The sequence below is a fragment of the Arthrobacter sp. 260 genome, from assembly GCF_013116745.1.
GTDB lineage: Bacteria > Actinomycetota > Actinomycetes > Actinomycetales > Micrococcaceae > Arthrobacter_D.
This window is the reverse complement of record NZ_JABFOE010000001.1, coordinates 474534-493968: the sequence shown is the minus strand read 5'-3', so window position 1 is coordinate 493968 and position 19435 is coordinate 474534. Positions and strand designations below refer to the sequence as shown.

Genomic DNA, 19435 nt, shown 5'->3' with positions numbered 1-19435 from the left:
TTTAGCCCGTCGTGTCCCGGTCCGCAGCAGCCCGCATCAGCGGAAGGGTGCGCCCCTCGAAGTGGGTGTTGAGCACAATGACAGTCGACGAGCGCACGACAGTCCGCGTGGCGATGATGGCGTCGATCACTCGCTGGAGATCCGAATTGGACCGCGCTGCCACCTTGGCGAGCAGGTCACTCTCCCCCGACACAGTGTGCACCTCCTGGATTTCGGGGATCTTCGCAAGCGCCGTGGAGACGGCATCGTGTCCGGAATCCTGGTGGATGGTCAGTGAGCAGTACGCCACCACCGGGTAGCCCAGGCTGCGCGGCTCGATCCGAGGACCCCAGCCGGCAATCACACCGTCGCGCTGCATCCGGTCCAGACGCGCCTGAATGGTCGCCCGGGCAACTGACAGACGCCGCGACGCCTCCAGCACGCTCATCCGCGGATCATCAGTGAATAGCTCAGCGATACGGGAGTCGAGCGGGTCAATGGACATGTGCTACCTCTCGGACACGCCGGGTATCGGCCCGTGTTGTGTCACAGTGAATTAGTGACTACTGTCACAGTCATTGGTCTAACGACCAAGCGGCAGGGGTGGGTTCGACGGCGCACGTGCTCCTGTCGCTTTTTTTGTGTCGGTCGATTTCCAGTCTAACGAACACTTTGTGCAGTGATCACCGGAAACCCTCACCGATTCTCTACATAGTGCTTAGGTTCTTATACACAGATTGCAGTGACCACTCCGAAGACGTACCGTCACTGCAGCAGAGTGATCCCCATCATAAGGACGGCAATGAATTCCACGCCCACCCCTCCCCAGGAGGAACTGACGAAGCTCTACGAGTTACTGGTCAGAGTGCGTCAGCTGGACATTGCTGCCGTACGCTGGCAGCGGCAGGGCATCATCCCCGGTTACGCTCCGCTGCTGGGACAGGAGGCTGCCCAGGTGGGTAGCGGCTACGCCGTCGACACCGCCCGCGATTTCGTTTTCCCCACCTATCGGGAAATGGGCGTCGCCCGGGCCATGAACGTTGACATGGTTCAGTACATGGCCACCCACAAGGCAACCTGGCATGGCGGCCTCTATGACCCCGCCGCCACCCACCTGGCCCCGATCCAGGCAGTCGTCGCGGGCTCGGTGTTGCACGCCGTCGGGTGGGCCCACGGACAGACCCTGGCCCAGCACGAGCCGGTTCACGGCGCCGGGACCGGTGTCGCCCTCACCTACTTCGGCGACGGCGCCAGCTCCCAGGGCGACGTCCACGAGGCGATGAACTTTGCCGCAGTGATGAAGGCGCCGGTGGTCTTCTTTGTACAGAACAATGGCTGGGCCATCTCTGTCCCCACCGCCGCGCAGGTGGCCGGCGGCGCCGTTGCCGCCCGCGCCGCGGGTTACGGAATGCCGTCGCTCGCAGTGGACGGGAACGACGTCGTCAGCGTCCTCGCTGCCACCCGGCAGGCCATCGGGCACTGCCGCGCCGGCAACGGGCCGATGCTGATCGAAGCCACTACGTATCGCCTGGGCCCCCACTCCACCAGCGACGATCCAGGCCGGTACCGCTCCCTCGCCGATGAGCAGGCCGCACGCAGCCTCGACCCTGTGCAACGGTGCGCGGACCTGCTCCGCACCGCCTACGGGACCGGTGACGACTACTTCGAGTCGGTCTTCGCCGACGCCGAGGCGGAAGCCGAGCGCGTCCGCGAGGGCCTTGAATCCCTCGCGCCGCGACCCGGTGCCGACATGTTCAGATACGTCTTCCAGGAGACCACCCCGGCACTGCAGCACCAGGAAACCACCTGGCGAGAGGAATCAGAGCATGTCTGAGCAGACAGCAGAGATCACGGCACCGGATCTGGCTGGGACCGGGTCCCACCTGGAGCACCTCTCCATGCAGCAGGCCCTGAACCGGGCGCTTGCCGAATCGCTCGAAGAAAACGCCAAAACCCTCATCTTCGGTGAGGACGTTGGGCAGCTGGGCGGCGTCTTCCGGATCACCGACGGATTGCAGCAGCGGTTCGGCGCAGACCGGGTGTTCGACACCCCCCTGGCAGAGTCGGGCATCCTCGGCATGTCAGTCGGTCTGGCCATGGCGGGGTTCCATCCCATCCCCGAGGTACAGTTCGACGGATTCGCCTACCCGGCCGTGAACCAGATTGTCTGCCAGATCGGCCGGATGAATTACCGCAGCCGCGGCACCCTCCCGATGCCCATCACGTTGCGCGTCCCCAGCTTCGGCGGAATCCGTGCACCCGAACACCACGGGGAAAGCCTGGAGAGCCTCTTCGCCCACGTGCCCGGGTTGAAAGTGGTATCGCCGGCTGATCCGCACCAGGCCTACCACCTGCTCAAGCACGCCATCCGGCGACCCGACCCCGTGATCTTCATGGAACCGAAGGCCAGGTACTGGCAGAAGGGTCCGGTCGACACAGCCGACGGTGGCACGCTTGAGGGAGCGCGGGTGGCGCGTCCCGGGCGGCACGTCACGCTCATCGCGTGGGGCGCCATGGTGGCTCGCTGCCTGCAGGTCGCCGAGCTCGCCGCCGAGGACGGAATCGACGTCGAGGTTCTCGACCTGCGCTGGCTGAAACCGATCGATACCGCAGCCCTGGCCGCCTCGGTGACCAGGACCCGGCGGGCCGTCGTCGTGCATGAAGCGCCACGCACCAGCGGGTTGGGTGCCGAAATCGCTGCGCTGGTGACCGAGGAGTGTTTCAATGTCCTGAAGGCACCGGTGGAACGGGTGACAGGATTCGACGTTCCCTACCCCTCCGGTGATCTGGAAGACGAGTACGTGCCGAACATCGACCGGATCCTGTTCGGCATTCAACGAGTATTGGAGCATCGTCGTGGCTGAACTTTCGTTTCCGCTACCCGACCTGGGTGAGGGCCTCATCGAGGCAACCGTGCTGGAATGGCTGGTGGCCGTGGGTGACACCGTCGAGCGCAACCAGCCCCTGGTCGAGGTGGAGACCACTAAATCCGCGGTGGAGCTCCCCTCGCCGCAGGCCGGCGTCGTGGTGAGGGTTCACGGTGAGCCGGGCGAGACGGTATTGGTCGGTGACCCACTGATCGTGTTTGAGGTCCCCGACAATACGGCAGGCATCGTCGGAACGGTTCCGCAGGAGCAGGCACCCAAACGGCGGGTGCGCCTGAGCCCCGTCGACGACGACGACGACTAGACGCTTCTGACCTGAGGGAGATCGACATGGGACGGCACCGGGACCACCTGGTAGAGGGCATTGACCCGCACTTGTTCGTTGAGGAACACAGCCCGGCGCAGGAGTCGGCCTCCCGGCCGGTGCTGCTGCTGCACGGGTTTGCCTCCTCAACGAAACTGAACTGGCAGGACACCGGCTGGATTCGGGCACTGACCGAGGCGGGGCGCCGGGTGATTACCGTTGACCTACCCGGTCACGGCAACAGCGCCTCCCCCGAGGAGCGCGACGCATACGCGCCCAGCCGCATCCGGGCAGATCTCCTGCAGCTCCTGCAGGACTCCCACGTCATTCCACTCGATGACGCCACGCCGGACAGCGGAGTGGACATTATCGGCTACTCCCTCGGCTCGCGCCTGGCCTGGGAATTCGGTGCCACCCAGCCCGAGCTGGTGCATCGCATGGTGCTGGGCGGTCCCGGATCGGCCGATCCGCTGGCCGACTTCGACCTCGCCGCCGCACAGCGGCACCTCACCGACGGCACGCCGGTGGAGGACGCCTCCACCGCCGACCTGCTGCGGATGGCACGGATGGTGCCGTCCCACGACGTGTTTGCGTTACTGACCATGGTCGAGGCCATCAAGGGTGAGCCTTTCACCGCCGCGGAGGCCGTCCCGCACATGCCGCTACTGCTGGTCGCCGGGGAAAACGACGACCGGGCGGCCACCATGCCCGACCTCGCCGCTCTCAGCGACAGGACGGAGACGCTCTGGCTCCCCGGCCGCACCCACACCAACGCCATCACCTCACGGGCCTTCAAGAAGGCGGCAATCGACTTCCTCAACGCGTAGGCGGTGCCGGAAGCTGTTTCCGGGGGGGGCAACGTGTGGCGCGCAACCCTACACCCCGCGAGTACGATAGCGTGGCATAGTCAGCGGGCTTAGCTTTACAGGTGCTGATCCTCGCCGACCATGAGTAATTTAAGGAACCCGTGAACCAACTGTTAGGGCAGCGGTACAGGACCGCTGAGCTGCTCGGAACGGGCGGCGCGTCCTCGGTGTACCGGGCGACCGACGAGAACCTTGGCCGCGATGTCGCAGTCAAGGTGTTCAATCCGAGCACATCGGATGACGACGACTACCGGCGCCAGCACACCGAAACCCTGTTGTTGGCCACGCTGAACCACCCGGGCCTGGTCACGCTGCATGACGCGGGTCTGCACGAGGACGAATCAGGCCGCACCACCAGTTTCCTGGTGATGGAAATTGTCGACGGCAGGGACCTGCGGAAGCTGCTGAAGGCAGAGCGCCTGGAACCTCTTGAGGTGGCGCAGCTTGGTGCGGACCTGGCCGACGCGCTGGCCTACATCCACTCGCAGGGGGTCATCCACCGTGATGTGAAACCCGCCAACATTTTGCTTTACCGGGCCGGGGAGCATGACACCCGGCTGTATTCCAAGCTGACCGATTTTGGGATTGCCCGGATGGTGAATGCCACCATGGCTACCGCCACGGGAGCCACCATCGGGACCGCCAACTACCTCAGCCCCGAGCAGGCGCACGGTTCGGTAGTCGATGCCAAGTCCGATATCTACTCCCTCGGCCTGGTCCTGCTGGAGTGCCTCACCGGTCAGAAGGCCTTCCCGGGTGCGGTGGTCGAAGCCGCGGTGGCCAGACTGCTGCGCGACCCGGAGGTTCCCGACTCGCTGGGACCGGTGTGGGGCACCCTGCTCACCAGTATGACTGCGCGCGATCCCCAGCAGCGTCCCGATGCACATGAAGTGGCCCTGGTCCTGCGGGAGTACGCACTCGATGCCGACGAGAGCAAGGTGCTCAGGCCCTTGATCGGCACGCGCTCCGACGAGCCCGCAGACCCGTCGGAGCCGGTGACCGGCGGCGTGATGACCAATGGCATCGTGACCGGAAACGTCATCACCGGCAAGGTGTACATCCCCGCACCACCGGCCCACGCCCCGAGACTGGGCTAGTTTTCTTCTTCTGCAGGTTCCTCGGGCTCAAAGCTCGATGGATCCTCGGTGACTCCTGCGCCGACGCCGTCCTCGGACTCCGGGATGGTGCCGTCGGGGCCCTTCGACTTCTCGTCGGCGTTCGCGTCCTCGTGGTCAGGCTGCTCAGTCATGGCGCTCCTTCTGGTTGCTATTCGACTCGTCCTGCCATCCTAACGACCTCATACCGGAGCCAGGCCATCGAGTTTCCAAAGGTGCGGCTGTCGCGCAGCACCAGGGGCACGTGGGCCTTCGGGTAGAACGCCGTTCCTCCGCCCACGATCACCGGCGCCACGATCACCTGGATCTCGTCAACCAGCCCGGCGGTGAACGCATGGGCGGCGAGGGTGGGCCCAGCGATGTTGACGTCGGCGGTGGCGCCGTCGAGCAGTTGCCTGACCTCGTCGGCGTCGAACGCGCGGCGCAGGCCGGTATGCCGGGTCGACACGTCGGCCAGCGTGGTGGAGTAGACGATCTTTTCAGCCCCCTGCCAGATGCCCGCGAAACGCGCTGACTGCGGCGACTGTGCGGCGTAGCTATCATCGGTTTCCCAGCCGGTCATCATCTCGTACGTGGTGCGCCCGTAAAGATAAGTACCAACTTTGAGCTCCTGGTCGTTGATGAAGTCAAGCACCTCTTCGTCGGGGACAGCCCAGTCGAAGGTGCCCGCCTCATCGGCGATGTAGCCGTCCAGCGAACTCATGATGGAGTAGATCAGTCTGCCCATGGGGTCATCCTTCCGTTCTGGGCGGTCCGGTGTCCAGCATCTGGCCGGTGGGGCTGTGCCGGTCGCGGCCGCGCGCCCGCCTGCCGAGTATGGGAAGCTAATTCCATGATGAAGTCGGATCGGGTTCACCCGTGGATACGGCGGGTCGCCATCGAAGTGGGCGGGTGGACCCTGGTGGTTCTGGGCGTGGCAGCACTGGTGTTGCCCGGCCCCGGTCTCCTGATGCTCGCTGCCGGGCTCACCATCCTGTCCCTGCGGTACGCATGGGCCGACCGGCTGCTGCACCCCATCAAGGCGCGTGCCCTGCACGCGGCGGAGTTGGGAGTTCAGACCTGGCCCCGCATCGCCTTGAGCGTCCTGGGTGCCCTGATCCTGATGACGATCGGTGTCATCTGGGGGCTGCAGCCACCCACACCCGGATGGTGGCCACTGGAGGAGCGTTGGTGGCTTCCTGGCGGGTGGGTCACGGGAGGCACCATGATCGGCTCGGGCGTGATCGCCATTTCCCTGATCGTGTATAGCTTTCGCCGGTTCCGCCCCCGCCGGGTATCGGCGACCGGAGCACCTGTCTCCCCTCCCCTGCGCCCGTAGGCGACGGAGCCCGCAGCCTACGAGGTTGCGGGCTCGCTACTTCAGGAACTTGGAGGTTCGCCGGTCGGCGAGGGGCTTCCCGCCGGTCTGGCAGGTGGGGCAGTACTGCAGCGAGGAATCCGCGAAGGACACCTCACGCACCGTGTCTCCGCACACCGGGCAGGGCTCCCCGGTCCGCGCATGGACCCGCAGCGCCTCCCGTTTGGTGTCCTTGAGTTCCTTGGCGGGCTTTCCCGACGCCGCCGTGATGGCCGTCTGCAGCATCTGCCGCATCGTGGCGTGCAGGGTAGCGACGGCGTCGTCGTCCAGTTTGTTCGCGTGGGCAAACGGCGACAGACGGGCGGCATGGAGGATCTCGTCGCTATACGCGTTCCCGATTCCCGCCACCTTCGACTGGTCCCGCAGGAGGCCCTTGATCTGGCCGGCGTGGGACTTCAGCAATTCCGCGAAGGAGTCCAGGTCCATGTCCAGGGCGTCCGGCCCCAGACGGGCGATCCCGGGCACCTCGTCGGGATGCTCCACCAGATAGGCTGCCAGCGACTTCCGGGTGCCCGCCTCGGTCAGATCAAAACCAGGCTGGTCGCCCGCGCCGGCGTCGTTCCCGCCGTGGGCGAACCGTACCCGCAACGCGATCGGCCCCTTGCCGGGTTTTAGCCGCGTGGTGCTGAGATTATCGGACCACCTGAGCCACCCGGCCCGTGCCAGGTGCATCACGAGGTATTTACCGCCGATCTGAAGCACCAGGAACTTCCCGCGCCGGTGAGCTGACTGCACCGGCTCGCCGGTGAGCGCGCGCACCGGTACCTGCGCCGTCTTCAGCACCGAGAAGGATGCGACTTCAACGTCGGCGACGACGGCGGGGGGTCCGTCGTCGGGAATCAACTTCCGTCGCAGGAAGTCAACTAGCCCCTGCACCTCAGGCATCTCTGGCATGGACCTAGGTTAACACTGCCCGGCAAGACGAGAGGCCGGAAACAGTGGGAGTTCTCCCGCCGCTTCCGGCCTCTTGAGGTTGGGCTGGTCCCGCTAGTGGTGCGACACACCCAGGGGTGCGCCCTTGGTTTCCTTGACCAGGCTCACCCCGATGAAGGAAATCACGCAGAGCACCATGATGTAGATTGCGACCGACCCCGACCACTCGTATGCCTCGAGCAGGGCCTGTGCCACTGTCGCGGCGAAGGCACCACCGAGGATCGCACCGAGGGCGTACCCGATCGAGATGCCCGAGTACCGCACCTGGGCGGGGAACATCTCGGCGTACATGGCGGACATGGGCCCGTAGGACAGTCCCAGTCCGATGGTCAGCACGAACAGCGCAATGCCGTAGAGCACGATGTCACCGGTGTCGATCATCATGAACATGGGGATCATCCAGACAAAGACCCAGGCGTAACCGATCTGGAAGGTGCGGACCCTGCCGATCTTGTCGGAGAGCCAGCCACCCACCATGGTGAAGATGAGCCAACCGAACGAGGCCAGCACCGTCGCGAGCAGAACGTCGGTGATGGGAAGACCCAGCCGTCCGGTCGCGTAGGAGATGAAGAAGGCGATCAGGAGGTAGCCAGCCGCGTTGTTGCCTATGAAGATGGCGGCGGACAGGAGTACGTTCCTCGTGTGGTTCTTGAACAGTTCGCGCAACGGCGCCTTGCTCTCAGCTTTGCGCTGGGCCATTTCCTTGAACACGGGGCTCTCGGCGACTGAGCGACGAATCAGGTAGCCCACCACGATGAGGACCACCGAGAGGAGGAACGGAATCCGCCAGCCCCAGGCGAGGAACTCGTCCTCGGTGAGGACCGTGCGCAGCAGCAGGAGCAGGCTGGTTGCCAGAATCATGCCGATCGGGACGCCGATCTGCGGGTAGGCACCGAAGAGTCCACGCTTGTGTACCGGTGCATGCTCTACAGCCATCAGGGCCGCACCGCCCCATTCGCCACCCGCCGAGAAGCCCTGGATGATACGGAAGAGGATGAGCAGGATGGGCGCCCACATGCCGATCTGAGCGTAGGTCGGCAGCAGGCCGATCAGCGCGGTGGCGCCGCCCATCAGGAGCAGGGTCATCACCAGGACTGCCTTGCGGCCGATCCGGTCGCCCAGGTGGCCGGCGACGATGGCGCCCAGCGGACGGAACAGGAAGCTGATACCGATCAGGGCGAAGGAGAGAATCTGGGCCAGGCCCGCATTGGACTCCGACAGCGGGGTCAGGAAAAGCCCCGCCAGGACTGTTGCGGTGAGCTGGGCGAAAATGAAGAAGTCGTACCACTCGATGGTGGTGCCGACCAGGGTCCCCGCGAGAACCTTGCGTTCCTCGCGGGTCACGCGCTGGTTGGGCTGGCCAACGCTGGTTGAAGAAGACGTCATTGTGTACTCCAGGGTGGGGCGGACTATTTACTGACAGAACGTTCGGTAATTGTGACGCTGATCATACTACCCTCTGTCACTTTAATCCGTGCACCCCGCGGGAACGTCGCCGACGGCAGGAAAGGCCAGTGGCCCGGCAGGTTACCGGCGACCCTCCAGCTCCGGGTCCAGCGCTTCCGGCTCGGCGGGATCATCGGTTCCAGGCCACAGATGGGTCAACCACCACCAGACGAACACCGCCATCGCCGCGTACACCAGGTACAGCGCGATCCACGTGATCAGTGACGTTTCGACTGCCTGCCAGCTTTCAGGGAAGGGAATCACGACGACGACGAAGGTCAGACTGGCTACAAGATAGCTGGCCGCCCACAGCCGGCGATTAAACGCATACAGCGTGCCTCCGGGCAGGCCGCGCCACGGCAGCAGGACCAGGGGCAGCGCGGCGAGGCATCCGATGGCCAGGCCGGCAGCCGTCTCGATGACAAATACATCCAGCGGCCCGGGCGATGCGCCGCTGCGTTCAGTGAGCTCACTGTAGGTGAGCCAGCTCCCGATCCCCAGGGCCAGGACGTACCCCACCTCCGCGCCGGTGAGTGCGGCCTCCCGCCGCAGGGACCCGGTCGATGCGTAGCTCAGCGCAATGATGAGGCCGAACACCACGCCGGGCTGGAATTCAGTTACCCGGCTGAGGACCACTGCCGCCACGATCACCAGCAAGGAACCATACCTCAGGTGCAACCCCACGGTCTCACCTCTGCTCCGCAGGATGAGGGCAATCACCGCGAGCCCGAGCAGACCCTCCACCATGAAGGTCACGGCGAAGGAGAGGAACATCCTGAGCGACCCGGGATTGAGGCCGAACTCCGGGTCAATGAATCCCGAGAGGATGCTGGCGATGACCACACCGCCTGCGATGGCGGCCCACTGCGGTGCGGCGGAGAGCCTGGCTGTGACGGTCCGGGCCCCCGGTGATTCTCGCCAGCGGTGCAGGGGCGTGGTCAGAGGGGTGAGATGACGCCGGATCCGGTCCCAGTTCCCGGCCAGGGCCTGTTCCATCAGTTTGCCGGGCAGTCCGACAATTGCGGCGAAGATGACCGCTACTGTGACGGTGCCCGTGACGACGGCGGGGGTGAGCACCACGTCTCCGACCGGGCGCAGCCCGCTCAGGACCGACGGTTCAGCTGCACCGAACACCTGGATTTCGGGCGGCTGGTCGGGAAGGAGCGCGGTAACCGGTTCCTCAACCAGTACTTCCTGCTGGGTGACTTCCGGCAGCGGATCGGGTTCCACAGTGGGCTCCGGTTCGGGTTCGGCAGGTGGTTCCGCGGCGTCGACCGTCTCACGCATCTGGGCAATGATTTCAGGGCTGCCCGCGTTGAACCAGAAGCCATCAGTGAAGACGTACTGGTAATCCGGGAAGAAGTTGCCGAAGCCCTCCTCGGGCGGCGGCCGGAGGATGAGGCCGTCGTCGGTCTGTTCCTGGCTGTACCCCTCGCCCAGAAGTCGGTTCCGCTGCTCCTGCGCGGCGGCGTCGTCCAGCGGTGAGTAGCTGAAGGGTTCAAGAATGTCCGACTGGGGTATCCCCCACCGGCAGCTGCTTCCGCCGTTGGCGACGAAGGGGTCGTTGGGATCCCCCGACGGATCCTCACCCAGGTCGACAAGTTCGTAGCCTGCACCGGCGAAAGCCTCGGCGTAGTCCGGTGGGAGGAGCTCGGCGCACGGGATACGCTCGTCGATCACCACCGCCGACGACGGCGTGGCGGTGACTATGAGCCCGGCGTACCCGCCGAGCAGGACCGCGGCCACCGCCAGGGCAACGGGCCCTGATCCGGTGCCCGACGACGATCGATTGGTGGACTCTGACCCGGTGCCGGACACGGTTCTCTCCCATCGCTGGTGAGACCGATAGCGCAAAAGTAGCCGACCGGGTCCGGGCTATCAAGTACCTGGGCGGCGGCGCAGCCCGTCGCGGTTAGTCGCCAGTCAGGCCAGGTCAGTCCGAACGGTTCAGGAACTCACGGACCCGCGCCTGCACCGGCGCCGTGTCATAGCTCTTCACCAGTGCTCCGGCCATCCGCACTGGGTCACCGAAGAAGAAGTATTCGTACAGGGCCTGGCGCCCGGAGAACCCGGAGATCGACGCGTCGTGCGCCAGCTTGAACAGCCGCACCCGCTCGGGTCCGGTGAGGGTCTTCGCCTGCAGGTATAGCTCAATGTCCGGCAACGCCGCGCTGGCCAGATCGGCTTCCCCGGGAAGTGCCATCAGGCCGCTCGCGGCGAACTTCCTGATGATCTCGGGGAACCGCTGAGCCACCTTCGGATACCAGTTCCGAGCGGCGTTCAGGGTGGTCCACTTCGGCAGCATGACGCCGTCGTCGTTGCGCTGCGCATCCACTTCCGATGCCCGCATCAGGGCCTTGCCGATTTCCACCGTCTGGATCAGTTCGGCGAGATCCTCCTGGATGTGCTGGAAACCGTCGATGCCGATCGATTGCGACAGCTCCGATGCCAGGCCCAGGAAAAACTCGCTCTTGGCGATGGTCCGGCTGACCACCTGGTGGGTCATCAGCGCTCCGGCACCCGTGTCGGAGTAGAAACTGTTGCACAGGTCCGGGTGACCCAGCATGAAGACCCGCTCGTTGGGCACGAACACGTTGTCGAAGACGACGACGGCGTCCATCTCCTCAAAACGCGACGCCAGCGGCTCGTCGTGCGTCGATCCCCCGTTGTAGAGCGAGGTACGGCAGAGGTACCTCAGGCCTTCGGTGTCGCTCGGCAGCGCAAACGCATAGGAGTACGGAGCATCCTCCGGTGTTCCCCGCAACAGGGTGGAGGGGAACACCAGCAGTTCGTCGGCGATGGGTGCGATGGTAGCGAGCATGCGCGCCCCGTTGATGATGATTCCATCGTCGCGCTCCTCAGTGATCCGGGCGGAGAGCTGGCCACCCAGCTGCTCGGACCCGGCCACCGACCGGTTGACCTGCGGCGGGATGAGGGTGTGGGTGGTGAGGAGATCGTTCTCCCGGCAGTGCTCGTAGAACCGGCGGATATTCTCGCCGAACATCGGATCCGCCTGCGCGAACCACTTTTCGGCGGTGCTCAGCGCGGTCAGGCAACCGTTCATATAGTCACCCGTCCTGCCCAAAAACCCGTGCGAGTATTCCGCCCAGCAGGAGGTTGCCGCTCGGCGCCGCTGAAGATCCGCGACGGTCCGCGGCACCAGAAAGGAGGCGTTCACCAGGTCGCCGCTCGTCGGCGAGACGTAGGTGAGTTGTTCGGTGTAGTCAGGATCGTGCTGGAGATCGTAGAGCCGGGCGTAGGTCCGTGCGACGTTCCGGAACGCCGGGTGGTCGGCGACGTTTTCGCTGACCGTTTCGCCATTGATGACCACGTGCGGCCGCATGGAGTTCAGCTTGTCCAGATACTGCGTGCCGGATCGGATTCCCATTGTGCTCCAGTTGCCGTGAGGTGTGGCTGTTGATTGTGCTGCCGGTGGTGCAACCCGCTAGAGCAGGTCTTCCATTCCCAGCTGGTTCTCCGGAATGGTCGTGAAGGTGCTGTTGGCGTACGCGAGCGCATCGCCCTTGCGGTAGTTGAAGTCCTGCACTTCCCCCAGGTACAGGGTGTGGTCACCGCCGTCGTACGCCGCCCAGGGCGTGCACTCGAAAAAGGCCAGCACATTGGCCAGGCGGGGCGCCGTGGTGCCCTCCAGCCAGGTGGGCTCGTTGGTGGGCCGGCCCGCGAAATGCATGGCGAGCGAGCGTTGCTCGGCGCCGAGAATGTTGACGGTGAAGGGGCGTCCGGCCAGTTCATCGTGAGCCTTGGTGCTGCGCGCAATGCTCACCAGAACCAGCGGCGGGTCCATCGACACCGAGGTGAAGGAATTGACGGTAATCCCGTGGCGCTTGGTGGCGCCGTCGAACGTCACGATGGCCACCCCGGTGGCGAACCGGCCGAGGCTCCCCCTGAAGTGGTGCGCGCGGGGCGCGTTGAGCGAGCGGCGGCGGGCGGCGAAACCGTCACAAGCCGCACCCCAGTTCTGCGGTGACGCGATCATTGCGGGACTCCTTCGATGGGCTCGTTGGCTCCTTTCCAGCCTAGCTGTTCTATAGTTGAACATTTCATTCAGATAGTGAAATATTGACCGGAAGTGACCGAGATGACAGTCGAAGCGCCAGGAGGGACCGCCGTGGAGAGTGCCCGGAGTGGGACTGCGGTGGCAGCCTCAACGCACTCGCAGACCCTCTCCCGCGGTATTCGCGCCCTGGAGATCCTGGCCGAGGCGAGTTCACCGTTGTCGATTGCCGAGCTGTCGTCGCGTCTCGGCGTTCACCGCTCCATCGCCTACCGGATCCTGCGGACGCTCGAGGATCATTCGCTGGTAGTCCGTGATGCGGCTGGAGGGGTGAAGGCCGGGCCCGGCCTGGCAGTCCTGGCCCGGGGCGTCGCGAGCGATCTGCAGTCAGCTGCCCTCCCAGAGCTGACCCAGCTGGCGAACACGCTGGGCATGACCGCCTTCGTGGTTGTCCTCGACCAGCAAGAGTGCGTGACGCTCGTTGCGGTGGAACCCCGTCACACCGGAGCCACAGTGGCCCAGCGCCCCGGCACCCGCCACCCGGTGAGCGCTGGGGCGCCGGGAGTAGCCATCCAGTCGGCGCTCTCCGAACCGGCGTGGGAGCGCTGTGCACCGGGGCAGCCGTACCGTGCCGATGCCCGCACCGCCCAGCGCACCGGCTATGCGGTGAGCCACGACGAGGTGATCGATGGGGTGTCGTCGGTGGCTGTACCGGTGAGGATTCCTGGCGAGCTGCCGGCGGCGGTGGCGGTCGTCTATATCCGTTCGCTGCACACCCCCGCAGAACTTGGCGCCCGCCTGCTTGACTGCGCGCGGATCATCGAGGATCAGCTGCGCTGACCTCCGGATGAGCTAGTCCGCGGGCTGCTGGCGGGGAACCGCGAGGGAGACGACGCCCAGCAGCAGTAGGGCACCGGCAGCGGCGACAGGAACTGCGAAGGCCGCGCTGAATCCCTCGGCTTCGGCGATGGTCCCGGCTACCGAAGCACCGATCGCTGTGCCAGCGACTATTCCGCTGGCCAGGAGGGTCATGACGGTGCCCATGAGCTCTTTGGGAGCCACCATGGACCCGATGCTGAAGATGGTGACCATGGTGGGTCCGACCGGGACGCCGAGCACCAGCAGGACGAGCAGCATCAGGGGGACCTCCTGCGGGATGAAGAGGAACAGGGTGAGCAGGCTCATCCCTCCCGCTGAGAGAATCCAGCGCCACGACGCCGAGAACCGTGCGGGCCAGTAGGCCACCGACAGGGCGGCGGCCGCCGAGCTCAGACCCATCACCGCGTACAGCAGGCCGGCCGAGGTTGCCGCACCGAATTCTCCCGCGAAGGCAATGAGCGCTGTCTGTGTCGAGCCGAAGAAGGTGCCCATTGCCACCATTCCGAACACGGGCAGGGGAACCAGTAACCAGAACCGTCGGCTGCCGGGGGCGCCACGCCGGGGCGGTGACTGACCCTCCGGGGCGCGACGGGGCCGGCGGCTGAGCGGGACGACCGCCTGGACGGTGCTGTGCACGGCGAAGGCGCTCACCATCACGACGGTGAGCACGGCGGCGAGGGTCAGCGGCAGCCAGGGGGCGATCAGGCTCGCGAGGAGTCCCACCAGTGCTGGCCCAAGGACGAAGGTCAGCTCGTCAGCGGTGCTTTCATAGGACAGCGCCGTGTCCAGGTCACCGGGTTCGGAGCGTCGGGTCAGCGCGATCCAGCGCACCCGCGCCAGTGGCCCGATCTGGGGGCAGGTCAGACCCATACCGAACGCTGCGGCCAGAATCATTGCTGTTGATGCTCCGGAGAAGTCCGGGACGAGGTAGCTCGACGCGACCACCCAGATGATGGCGGCGGTGTTCAGTGCTGCCGAGATCAGCAGGACGGGCCGCTGGCCGGTGCGGTCGGCGAGGTACCCGAGGATCGGTGCGCCCAATGCCGAGCCCACGCCCACAGCTCCGGCGGCGAATCCGCCGGTAGCCACGGATCCGCTGGCTGCGGTGACCAGGGTGAGGGCTCCGACGGTCAGCATGGCCAGCGGGAGCCGTGCGAAGAAACCGATGGTGAGGAAGGATGATCCGGCCAGGGCGGGGAGACGGCCGAAGCGTCCCAGCCGGCTGCCTGCTACTGCGGGTGTTGTCATGGTGTGGTCTTTCCGGATACTACTGAGCGCGCATCGTCCCCCCTCCCGATGCGCCCAACCCGGTCAACAAGCCCAATTTACACTGTCTGCAGCACGCCTGGGGGGTGCACCTGGCCTGGGACCTGGTCGACGATGTGCAGTGTGGACCCGTCGCGTTCCTTCACGACCTGCAGCTGGGCACCGATACGCTGCTTCAGCTCCGCAACGTGGCTGACCAGTCCCACCATCCGGCCGCCGTCCCGGAGCCCCTCCAACGCGTCCATGACCTGCTCCAGGGACTGCTCGTCCAGGCTGCCGAACCCTTCGTCGACAAAGAGGGTCTCAATTTCGATGCCGCCTGACTCGGCCTGGACGACGTCGGCCAGGCCGAGCGCCAGCGCCAGTGCGGCCATGAAGGACTCACCGCCCGACAGGGTAGCGGTATCCCGCCGGTTTCCGGTCCACCCATCGATCACGTTCAGGCCCAGACCGGACTTCCGGTTTCCTGAGAGTGCATCACTGTGCACCAGGGCGTAGCGCCCGTCGGACATTGCCAGCAGACGCTCGGTGGCGGCGTCGGCCACCTGCTCCAGGCGCGCCGCCAGCACGTAGGTGCCCAGGGACATCTTGAACGAGTTTTCTCCGCCTCCGGCCGCGGTGTCGGCGAGGGACTTGATCAGGTCACGCTCCTGCAGCAGCGGCAGCACCACCTGCTCCTGACGGGTGAGCTCGGTCGCATAGCGGTCGAGCTGCAGCGTTGACTCCTGGACCATCCGCAGCCTGAGCAGGCTAGCGGTGGCCCGCTCAGCGGCTTCTGCCTCCGTTGCTGCTGCGGCGGCGACCTCTTCGCTGGTCACGATCGGCAACCCCGCCGCTTCGTCACTGAGTGCCCCGGCAATGTCGGGGCGTGCCCGGTCGGCCTCCAGCCGATCTCCGGCGCGGTGGTAGGTGGCGAGGAAGAGCTCGGCATGGTCGAGTTCCACTGGGGACAACAGTGCCGACCGCACCTCCTCGGGGTGGTCGAAGGCCGAACCTACGAGCGCCTCGGACAGGGTGGCGTAGGCCAGCTCCCGGCTGGAACTGGCCCGCGCCAGATCCTGAAGGGCGTCCCGGCAGCCGGCTATTGCCTGGTGTGCTGCCGCCAACTCACCGGTCCGCTCGGCAAGGGTTTCGTACTCCCCGCGAAGGGTCGCCAGCCGCTGGTGCACCTCACCCAGTTGTTCCTGCAGTCCAGTCCTTGAGGTACGGGTCTCGGCCTGGGCCGTAGCCAACCCGGCGTGCTGGGCAGTGAGTGATTCTTCCCGGGCAGTCAGCGCGGTCAGTCGCTCGGTCGCACGCTCCAGCGCCTTCCCGGCAGCAACGGCCTCCGCCAGGAGGGCGGTGTCAGCTTCGAGAGCCTCCCGGACGGCACCCACCTCGCGGTCCCCGCCCTGGGCCTGCAGCCGTGCGGCATCCAGGACGGCGTCGTCGCGCACCCGCCGAAGGCCTTCCACCACCTGTTCGGCGGCATGCTGCTCCTGCTGTGCCGCCTGTTCCTGCTCGTGGGTGATCAGGTTCGCGCCGTCGGCCGTTGCGGGGTGCGGATGGGACCGGCTGCCGCAGACCGGGCAGTCGCTGTCGTCGGTGAGGCCGGCCGCCAGTTCTGCTGCTGACTGCTCCAGGCGTTGCCGGAGGGTCTCCAGCCAGATGCTCTTGAGTTCGAGGAAACGCCGTTCGGCCGCGGAGTACCGGTCCTCTTCGCTCGCCATTTTCGCCCGCGCTACGTCCAGCGCGGCGATGGTCGCCAGGAGCCGTTCACCCTCCGCCACCCGCTCGACGAGCGCCGATGTCCCATTGACTGTCCGTTCGAGTTCTACCCGCTCCGCCTGGACCAGTGCTGTCTGCGCTCGGACCTCAACCAGGGACTCCGCGCACTCCCCGAGGGCTGCGTCGATCCGCTGCAGCTCGGTCGAAGAATCAGCGAGCCGTTGCTCAAGGCTCTGCAGCCGCTGTTCTTCCGGCAGGGCGGCACGGAGGACGCCGAGTTCCGACATCGCTGCGGTGCAGGACGCATCAAGCATTGCGATGGTTTCTGCAGTCGCGGCGAGCTCGTCCTCCTGGCCGGTACTTTCACGGTCCGGGAGGCGGGAACTCGCGACCGGCGAGCCGGCCATCGCGCGGGTTGCCTCCTGCGCCCGGCCGGTTGCCAGCCGTAATGCCTTCTCCGCCAGGTCCAATGTGCGCAGTCCGCTCTCCAGGATGCGTGCCTTACGGTCCCGGTCCACCGCCGTCTGGAAGTCCCCAGCCTCCCCGCGTTGCGCAGCGTGTGACTCTTCGGCGGCACGGAAGGCTCCCAGCGCTTCCCGACGGGTGTAGGCAGCCAGGGTGTCCTGATGCTGCTGCGTCAGCAGTGTCCGGTTCCGTGAGTCCTCGTCCGATTGCCGTCGGGCGTTCTCAAGGACGGTTTCGAGCCGGCCGCTAAGGTCGGCAAGGGTAAGGGGACTCTCGTCGCCGTCAACGCCCCCTGCCGCTGCCGGCCCTCCCGGTGCTGTCCCGTCCGTCGGCGCATCGTCGGTGAACGAGTAGCGCTGCACCTCGTCCACCGCACGACGGTGGATGTGGGTCAGCCCCGCTTCAGCCTCGGCCACCCGGGCACCGACCGTCCTGGCACGCTCGGACAGGACCTGCTCGACCTTCTCGAACCGGTCGGTGGCGAAGAGTTTCTGGAGCAGGTCCCGCCGGGATTTGGCATCGGAGCGCAGGAAAGCGGCGAACTCGCCCTGCGGCAACATGACCACTCGGGTGAACTGTTCACGGTCCATTCCCAGCAGGGCCTGGATTTCGCCGCCGGCCTCATCATTGCGGGCGGACTTCTGCACCCATTCGCCGTCGATCTTCTCCCTCAACAGGGTCCGCGCCGGCTCGGAGGTGGTGCCGGTCCCGCGCTTGGCAGGACGGTTCCACTGGGGATTGCGAATCACTTCCAGCCGTCGGCCGCCCACGCTGAACTCGCAGACCACCTCGGGGGCAAGGGACTCCGGTGCATGATCACTCCGGAGCCTCTTCGCTCCCTGGCGGGCACCCGGAACTGACCCGTACAGCGCATAGCAGATCGCATCGAGGACGCTTGATTTTCCGGCCCCTGTGGGACCGTTCAGCAGGAAGAGCCCATGGGCGCCCAGGCGATCGAAGTCGACCTCCTGCCGGTGCGCGAAGGGGCCGAAGGCCTGCAGTTCAAGGCGGTGGATTCTCACCGTTCCACCTCTGCCGAGCGAACGGTTTCCAGGACAGATGCCAGCACTGTGCGTTCGCTCTCGCTCGCTGGTCGGGACCGCACATGATCGAGGAACCCGCAGCACACGTCCACGTCGTCGGTGGCCTTGGCAATCCGCTGGCTGTAGGTCTGGGCGGCGCGCTGGCGGTCACCCAGTGGTTCGAAAACCAGGACCAGGGTCGAAGGGAAGCGGCTGCGCAGCCGCTCCATGGCGTGGCTGGGCCGGTCCGGATCCACCAGCGTGATGTGGCAATAGGCGGTCTCGGCCCATTCGTGGCGGGGATCCGACAGCAGTTCTTCGAGTTCGCCGGTCAGCACCGCGAGCTCACGGTAGCCGGGCCATTCGACAGCGCGGACGTCACCCAGCCCCTCAGGGCCGATCTCCACCAGCCACGCGCCCTTGGACTGACGGGCTTCGGAGAAGGAGTACGGCAGGGGCGAACCGGAGTAGCGCACATTCGTGGCGAGCTGCTGCTGACCGTGCAGGTGCCCCAGCGCCGCATAGTCGAAGGTCTCAAAGAGATCCAGGGGGACGGCTCCCACCCCTCCCACGCTGAGATCGCGTTCGCTGTCCGAGGTGATGCCGCCGCTGGCAAAGGTATGGGCCATCACCAGCGACCGGACGGGTCCTGCGGACCGGCGGTGCGCCAGATCGGAGCGAACCAGGTCCAGCGCCGCACGGGTGACGGCTGTGTGGCTGGGGGCCTCGGCACCGAGCGTTTCCGCGACCAGCCGTGGTTCGAGGTATGGCAGGCCGTACACAGCGAGCTCGGCGCCGTCGTCGTCCAGGGGAAAAATGACCGGCCGGGCAATATCCTCGAGCCGGGTGCGCAGGTGCACTCCCCCGCGTTCCAGGATGCGACCGCCGAAGCCCAGCCGGGTGGCAGAGTCGTGGTTTCCGCTGGAGACCACCACCTGCGCGCCGGCGGCGGTCAGGCGTTCCAGCGCATCGTCAAAGAGGCCGACGACGTCCACGCTGGGTAGCGCCCGATCGTAGACGTCGCCGGCAATCAGCACCACATCCACCTCAAACTCACGGACCGACTTCTCGAGGTGATCAATGAAGAGCCGCTGCGCCTGGAGGGTGCCCACACCGTGGAACGACCGTCCCAGGTGCCAATCGGATGTGTGCAGTAACCTCATGCTTCCAAGCTACCGGCCCCCACCGACATTCCT

The 19435-nt window shown here is 65.9% G+C and carries 18 protein-coding genes; 7 read left to right on the top strand and 11 right to left on the bottom strand.

Going from position 1 to position 19435, the window contains the following annotated elements:
- Nucleotide 1: 1 nt before the first annotated feature.
- Nucleotides 2-484: an Lrp/AsnC family transcriptional regulator gene (locus HMI57_RS02295; protein WP_171584263.1), complete on the bottom strand. Its 483-nt coding sequence runs from the start codon at nt 482-484 to the stop codon at nt 2-4.
- 297 nt (nt 485-781) lie between these two features.
- On the opposite strand from HMI57_RS02295, the gene HMI57_RS02290 reads away from it, so the two are divergent.
- The 5 genes from HMI57_RS02290 to HMI57_RS02270 all read left to right on the top strand — a co-directional run bounded on the left by HMI57_RS02290 (nt 782) and on the right by HMI57_RS02270 (nt 5131).
- Nucleotides 782-1813: a thiamine pyrophosphate-dependent enzyme gene (locus HMI57_RS02290; protein WP_171584262.1), complete on the top strand. Its 1032-nt coding sequence runs from the start codon at nt 782-784 to the stop codon at nt 1811-1813.
- Nucleotides 1806-2843: an alpha-ketoacid dehydrogenase subunit beta gene (locus tag HMI57_RS02285; RefSeq protein WP_171584261.1), complete on the top strand. Its 1038-nt coding sequence runs from the start codon at nt 1806-1808 to the stop codon at nt 2841-2843. The genes HMI57_RS02290 and HMI57_RS02285 overlap by 8 nt, the downstream gene beginning before the upstream one ends.
- The gene (locus tag HMI57_RS02280; protein ID WP_171584260.1) at nt 2836-3168 is read left to right on the top strand and encodes a biotin/lipoyl-containing protein; all 333 of its coding nucleotides are present in this window, start codon (nt 2836-2838) and stop codon (nt 3166-3168) included. The genes HMI57_RS02285 and HMI57_RS02280 overlap by 8 nt, the downstream gene beginning before the upstream one ends.
- A 26-nt stretch (nt 3169-3194) precedes the next feature.
- Complete coding sequence (locus tag HMI57_RS02275; RefSeq protein WP_171584259.1) at nt 3195-3995, top strand: alpha/beta fold hydrolase; 801 nt, start codon at nt 3195-3197, stop codon at nt 3993-3995.
- Nucleotides 3996-4135: 140 nt separating this feature from the next.
- Entirely contained in the window at nt 4136-5131 is a 996-nt protein-coding gene (locus HMI57_RS02270) for a protein kinase (RefSeq protein ID WP_171584258.1), read from the top strand.
- On the opposite strand, the gene HMI57_RS02265 is transcribed toward HMI57_RS02270, so the two are convergent.
- Both HMI57_RS02265 and HMI57_RS02260 read right to left on the bottom strand, forming a co-directional pair.
- Entirely contained in the window at nt 5128-5283 is a 156-nt protein-coding gene (locus tag HMI57_RS02265) for a hypothetical protein (RefSeq protein ID WP_171584257.1), read from the bottom strand. The two genes, HMI57_RS02270 and HMI57_RS02265, sit on opposite strands and share 4 nt — an antisense overlap.
- Before the next feature lie 17 nt (nt 5284-5300).
- Entirely contained in the window at nt 5301-5876 is a 576-nt protein-coding gene (locus tag HMI57_RS02260; RefSeq protein ID WP_171584256.1) for a dihydrofolate reductase family protein, read from the bottom strand.
- 105 nt (nt 5877-5981) lie between these two features.
- Here HMI57_RS02260 and HMI57_RS02255 point away from each other — a divergent pair, with 105 nt between their 5' ends.
- On the top strand, nt 5982-6467 hold the full coding sequence (locus HMI57_RS02255) for a PGPGW domain-containing protein (protein ID WP_171584255.1): 486 nt from the start codon (nt 5982-5984) through the stop codon (nt 6465-6467).
- Between the two features lie 36 nt (nt 6468-6503).
- Here the strand turns inward: HMI57_RS02255 and HMI57_RS02250 are convergent, their stop codons facing one another.
- From HMI57_RS02250 to HMI57_RS02230, 5 genes are all read right to left on the bottom strand, one after another.
- On the bottom strand, nt 6504-7400 hold the full coding sequence (locus HMI57_RS02250; protein ID WP_171584254.1) for an Fpg/Nei family DNA glycosylase: 897 nt from the start codon (nt 7398-7400) through the stop codon (nt 6504-6506).
- Nucleotides 7401-7493: 93 nt separating this feature from the next.
- Nucleotides 7494-8825, bottom strand: a complete 1332-nt coding sequence (locus tag HMI57_RS02245; RefSeq protein ID WP_171584253.1) for an MFS transporter — start codon at nt 8823-8825, stop codon at nt 7494-7496.
- Nucleotides 8826-8966: 141 nt separating this feature from the next.
- Nucleotides 8967-10703, bottom strand: a complete 1737-nt coding sequence (locus tag HMI57_RS02240) for a hypothetical protein (RefSeq protein WP_171584252.1) — start codon at nt 10701-10703, stop codon at nt 8967-8969.
- A gap of 115 nt (nt 10704-10818) precedes the next feature.
- Nucleotides 10819-12273 (bottom strand): 4-hydroxyphenylacetate 3-monooxygenase, oxygenase component, encoded by a 1455-nt coding sequence (gene hpaB, locus HMI57_RS02235; protein ID WP_171584251.1) that lies wholly within the window; start codon nt 12271-12273, stop codon nt 10819-10821.
- A 57-nt stretch (nt 12274-12330) separates the two neighbouring features.
- Complete coding sequence (locus HMI57_RS02230; protein WP_228720875.1) at nt 12331-12882, bottom strand: flavin reductase family protein; 552 nt, start codon at nt 12880-12882, stop codon at nt 12331-12333.
- Between the two features lie 102 nt (nt 12883-12984).
- Here HMI57_RS02230 and HMI57_RS02225 point away from each other — a divergent pair, with 102 nt between their 5' ends.
- Complete coding sequence (locus HMI57_RS02225) at nt 12985-13740, top strand: helix-turn-helix domain-containing protein (protein WP_171584332.1); 756 nt, start codon at nt 12985-12987, stop codon at nt 13738-13740.
- Between the two features lie 12 nt (nt 13741-13752).
- On the opposite strand, the gene HMI57_RS02220 is transcribed toward HMI57_RS02225, so the two are convergent.
- The 3 genes from HMI57_RS02220 to HMI57_RS02210 all read right to left on the bottom strand — a co-directional run bounded on the left by HMI57_RS02220 (nt 13753) and on the right by HMI57_RS02210 (nt 19402).
- A complete protein-coding gene (locus HMI57_RS02220; RefSeq protein WP_171584250.1) occupies nt 13753-15027 on the bottom strand; it encodes an MFS transporter in 1275 nt (424 codons plus the stop codon).
- A 77-nt stretch (nt 15028-15104) separates the two neighbouring features.
- The gene (locus tag HMI57_RS02215; protein WP_171584249.1) at nt 15105-18239 is read right to left on the bottom strand and encodes an SMC family ATPase; all 3135 of its coding nucleotides are present in this window, start codon (nt 18237-18239) and stop codon (nt 15105-15107) included.
- Nucleotides 18236-19402, bottom strand: a complete 1167-nt coding sequence (locus tag HMI57_RS02210; RefSeq protein WP_171584248.1) for an exonuclease SbcCD subunit D — start codon at nt 19400-19402, stop codon at nt 18236-18238. The genes HMI57_RS02215 and HMI57_RS02210 overlap by 4 nt, the downstream gene beginning before the upstream one ends.
- Nucleotides 19403-19435 lie beyond the last annotated feature (33 nt).

Bases quoted from the DNA above. Each gene is read 5' to 3' on its own strand.
- HMI57_RS02295 (WP_171584263.1), bottom strand. From the start codon at position 484: ATGTCCATTGACCCGCTCGACTCCCGTATCGCTGAGCTATTCACTGAT.
- HMI57_RS02290 (WP_171584262.1), top strand. From the start codon at position 782: ATGAATTCCACGCCCACCCCTCCCCAGGAGGAACTGACGAAGCTCTAC.
- HMI57_RS02285 (WP_171584261.1), top strand. From the start codon at position 1,806: ATGTCTGAGCAGACAGCAGAGATCACGGCACCGGATCTGGCTGGGACC.
- HMI57_RS02275 (WP_171584259.1), top strand. From the start codon at position 3,195: ATGGGACGGCACCGGGACCACCTGGTAGAGGGCATTGACCCGCACTTG.
- HMI57_RS02265 (WP_171584257.1), bottom strand. From the start codon at position 5,283: ATGACTGAGCAGCCTGACCACGAGGACGCGAACGCCGACGAGAAGTCG.
- HMI57_RS02260 (WP_171584256.1), bottom strand. From the start codon at position 5,876: ATGGGCAGACTGATCTACTCCATCATGAGTTCGCTGGACGGCTACATC.
- HMI57_RS02255 (WP_171584255.1), top strand. From the start codon at position 5,982: ATGATGAAGTCGGATCGGGTTCACCCGTGGATACGGCGGGTCGCCATC.
- HMI57_RS02250 (WP_171584254.1), bottom strand. From the start codon at position 7,400: ATGCCAGAGATGCCTGAGGTGCAGGGGCTAGTTGACTTCCTGCGACGG.
- HMI57_RS02245 (WP_171584253.1), bottom strand. From the start codon at position 8,825: ATGACGTCTTCTTCAACCAGCGTTGGCCAGCCCAACCAGCGCGTGACC.
- hpaB (WP_171584251.1), bottom strand. From the start codon at position 12,273: ATGGGAATCCGATCCGGCACGCAGTATCTGGACAAGCTGAACTCCATG.
- HMI57_RS02230 (WP_228720875.1), bottom strand. From the start codon at position 12,882: ATGATCGCGTCACCGCAGAACTGGGGTGCGGCTTGTGACGGTTTCGCC.
- HMI57_RS02225 (WP_171584332.1), top strand. From the start codon at position 12,985: ATGACAGTCGAAGCGCCAGGAGGGACCGCCGTGGAGAGTGCCCGGAGT.
- HMI57_RS02220 (WP_171584250.1), bottom strand. From the start codon at position 15,027: ATGACAACACCCGCAGTAGCAGGCAGCCGGCTGGGACGCTTCGGCCGT.
- HMI57_RS02210 (WP_171584248.1), bottom strand. From the start codon at position 19,402: ATGAGGTTACTGCACACATCCGATTGGCACCTGGGACGGTCGTTCCAC.